Genomic DNA, 3,816 nt, shown 5'->3' with positions numbered 1-3,816 from the left:
GGGACGCTGTTGCGTCCCCTTTCTCTTCTTAATCATACTCGATGATTATTTGATAACGGTGATCCTCTTCACTGTCACTCCGCTCTCGCTTACTATCTGTACCATGTAAACTCCTGCTTCCATCTGTGACATGTCTATCATCTCCTCGTCGCTCGTCACTCCCTTGTCCATCATCACCTGACCCAATACACTCGTTACCGTGATGCGGCTCATGCCTTCTGCCTCTATCCTCAACTCGCCCTTCGTAGGATTCGGATATACCGTCACTCCTCTCATCTCGTTGTCTTCCACACTACTCACTTCCACCATTACATAATCTTCATCTGGATTCGTCACTGAGTTCGCAGGCTCTGACTCACAGGTCTCTCCTCCTTCTTCATACACTGCCGTCACCTGATAGTAGTATGTCCCGGGATGTCCCGTCAGATCATCGTAGTACTCTCCTCCGTTTCCTTCTGCAGGTACTTCCGCTATCAATTCATAGTCTCCTTCTGTTTCCCCTCTGTACACATTGTAATGATCCAGACTGCGGCTGCTCCCGGTTATCGGTCTCGTCTCTACTGCCTCTTCCTGTCCCTTAGCCTCTATCTCTCCACTCGCTACCTCTCCTTCGAAGCCTGACAACTCCACTACTTCTCCGCCTTCCGTTTCATTCGTTACATACGCTCTCACCATGAACGTATATACCAATCCTGCTGTGGCAACATCTATCCATTGTACTCCATCAGTCGATACCCATCTACCGTTCGGATCTCCCGTGTCGTTGCTCACTGCTCCTGGGAACTGTACTCCACTGTTGTACAACGTTACCCACAGATTCTGCGTCACATCCAACGGCAATGCACTGCTCAATTCTATCTCATGCCACGTGTTGCTTCCCGTAGTCGTGAAATTCTGGCTGTGTACCAATGTCGCCGGCGCACTCGTTCCTCCATAGTATATGTTCAATGTGTATGAGCCCGCTTCGTAATCGTACATCTGTACCTTCGTCAGACTCGTCCCTTCATATCCGCTTATCGCTCCTGTCGGGAACATCACTCCCCAGTACAGCGTACCTCCGGCTCCTATCGCATCCACATTCACTCCGTCATCATAATACAACCACTCTCCTACAGGTACCGTGTTGTCGTATGGCCATATCACATGTGCTCCGTATGTTCCGCTCTCCCAGTAATATTCTCCGTACAGATCTTCCGGCGCTCCACACTCTATTCCTCCGGGTACTTCAACCTCCACACATACAGGACATGACATCGCATAGTCTTCATACACCGTCCTTACACAATAGTTATATACTCCGTCCGGAACTTCCTCATCCACATACGTTCCAGTCGTCACTGCCGTAGGCGTCAGCAACTCTCCGTCTCTGAATACATATACTCCGCCTCCTACCGGTGGCACAGGTCCCCCGTTTCCACTGCCGCTTATCTTCATCGCTATTCCGTATGCCGTTCCTGATCCGTCGTCTATCAACGTCGCCCATGTTCCTGCCTGATCCTGTAGTCCGTTTCCTGTCGTCATCTCTCCAGGTATCACTCTAGGCATCGCCCACGGTCCGCTCGTCAACGTCCCTTCCAACGTGTATGACATCCAGTACTCTCCTGCCTCCAACTCTATGTTCAATCCACTCGCCGTCACACTCATTATCGGTCTCTGACTGTTCGTCAAATCTGTCGATGTCGTACGGTATATTCCCGTGAATGCCGTACTCGTCATCAAATTCGTCGTGCGATCTCCCCAGATTACCTGGCCTCCGCTCATCGGATTGCCGTCATAGATCTCAACATACATTCCCGTGTATGTCGATGTCGTGCTTGACCCCGTCTGATATGAATATACCTCTATCTCCTCTATCGTTGAGGCTCCTGTCAACGTGAAGTCGTCCGCTACCGCATAGCTCAAACCGTTCGACACATTCGGTCCGTATGTCGTCTGGCTCCCTTGTAACGCGCTCACATCTGCTCCTCCTACTCCTGCTCCCGGGTTCGTTACCATCTCGCTCTGATCAAACAACACTTCTCTTCCTCCCGCTTTCGCTCCCGCACTCAATGCTATGTCGTCTATATCCAACCAATACTGATCCGTCACATTGAAGTGTCTTATCGCTATATATACCTCTTGTCCCGCATATTCGCTCAAATCCACACTCTTCTGATACCATGTCCCCTGTGCGTTCATTCCTCTCATCCCTTTATCTCCTCCTACACTCTTCGCCGTCAGCGTCTCCTCCCAGATCGTCGTGAAGTCCGACGCACTCGTGTTCCCTTCTGTCGATATCGCAACTCCGTAATGTTCGGCCGCATACAGATTGTCCTGCGCACATGCATAGAACGTCAATACTGAACTCTCTCCTATTCCGTATTTCTCCGTCGTTACAAGATAGTTGTCAGGATTCAATGTTCCGTACCAGTTGTCATACGACTGCGAATATGCACAGTATTGGCTCTGATGTCCATAACCGGCTCCAAGAGATGTTGACGTGTTGTTCCACACAAAGCCGTCTCCGTCCGCATCTATCGTCGTCCACCCGGTCAATCCTCCGTCTTCAAAGTCGAACATAAACTCGTCTCCTCCGGGTACCGGCGGTATCGGGCCTGAACCGTCCCATGTCAATGTTACAGTGTTGCCGCTCACTTCTGCCTCTACCTCTTCCACTCCTTCATAGTTCGAGCAGTCCGCATACGTCCACGTGTATTCCGACCACGCTCCCATTCCCGTCGCAAACATCGCTGCCACCTGTGTCGTGTATTCATTGCCCTCAACAAGGTTCGTCACATCGTGCTGGTAATACGGTACTGTCACATCCGCTTCATATACATTGTCCAACAATACTTTGTATCCCTGCAACGCTCTCTCTCCTCTATCACTGCCGTTGCTCAACGACACATCGTCTATATCCAACCAATACTGATCCGTCACATTGAAGTGTCTTATCGCTATATATACCTCTTGTCCCGCATATTCGCTCAAATCCACACTCTTCTGATACCATGTCCCCTGTGCGTTCATTCCTCTCATCCCTTTATCTCCTCCTACACTCTTCGCCGTCAGCGTCTCCTCCCAGATCGTCGTGAAGTCCGACGCACTCGTGTTCCCTTCTGTCGATATCGCAACTCCGTAATGTTCGGCCGCATACAGATTGTCCTGCGCACATGCATAGAACGTCAATACTGAACTCTCTCCTATTCCGTATTTCTCCGTCGTTACAAGATAGTTGTCAGGATTCAATGTTCCGTACCAGTTGTCATACGACTGCGAATATGCACAGTATTGGCTCTGATGTCCATAACCGGCTCCAAGAGATGTTGACGTGTTGTTCCACACAAAGCCGTCTCCGTCCGCATCTATCGTCGTCCATCCCGTCAATCCTCCGTCTTCAAAGTCGAACATGAACTCGTCTCCTTCCTGTATAGGGGCAGAACCTCCTGTTCCATCCCACATGGCCCAGCCCGTAGGTGATACATACAAGTTCGTTATCGCTCCCAATATCTCTTCCATCATACACTCTACAGTCGTGGCTTCCCAGATCTCTATCGTGTCTCCAACAGCACATGACTGGTATCCTTCCAATGCTATCGTATATACATACGTGCCCTTCCTTACTTCTTCCCATTCATAGATGCCTGTCTCGTCCATCGTCACCTCAAGGTCATACCCCATCTCAGGCTCGCTCACGTTGATGAATTCCACTGTCGTTCCGGCTACATTGTCTCCGCTGTTGGTCGTTACCGTCACATCCAATGTCGTCCACATGTCCTTGTCCAAACAGTTGGACCATACTATGGGCGATTCCGTCGGACCTTGTAAACCACCGAC

General features: G+C 50.3%; 2 protein-coding genes. One reads left to right on the top strand and one right to left on the bottom strand.

The genetic code is table 11. The annotated features are described in order from the left end of the window. Nucleotides 1-45 precede the first annotated feature (45 nt). Nucleotides 46-3,390 carry a choice-of-anchor J domain-containing protein gene (locus tag ACZOVS_RS06850; RefSeq protein WP_483996491.1) on the bottom strand — a complete coding sequence of 1,115 codons (3,345 nt, stop codon included), beginning with the start codon at nucleotides 3,388-3,390 and terminating at the stop codon, nucleotides 46-48. Between ACZOVS_RS06850 and ACZOVS_RS06845 the strand changes: the two genes are divergently transcribed. Next, nucleotides 3,311-3,619 carry a hypothetical protein gene (locus ACZOVS_RS06845; RefSeq protein ID WP_483996492.1) on the top strand — a complete coding sequence of 103 codons (309 nt, stop codon included), beginning with the start codon at nucleotides 3,311-3,313 and terminating at the stop codon, nucleotides 3,617-3,619. The two genes, ACZOVS_RS06850 and ACZOVS_RS06845, sit on opposite strands and share 80 nt — an antisense overlap. The last annotated feature ends 197 nt before the right edge of the window (nucleotides 3,620-3,816 follow it).

The organism is Candidatus Limimorpha avicola, assembly GCF_056978975.1.
The sequence above is the reverse complement of the archived record's forward strand: the minus strand, read 5'-3'. Positions and strand labels throughout refer to the sequence as shown.

Excerpts from the sequence above, each read along its gene's own strand:
- ACZOVS_RS06850 (WP_483996491.1), bottom strand. The coding sequence starts at position 3,390 with ATGTTCGACTTTGAAGACGGAGGATTGACGGGATGGACGACGATAGAT.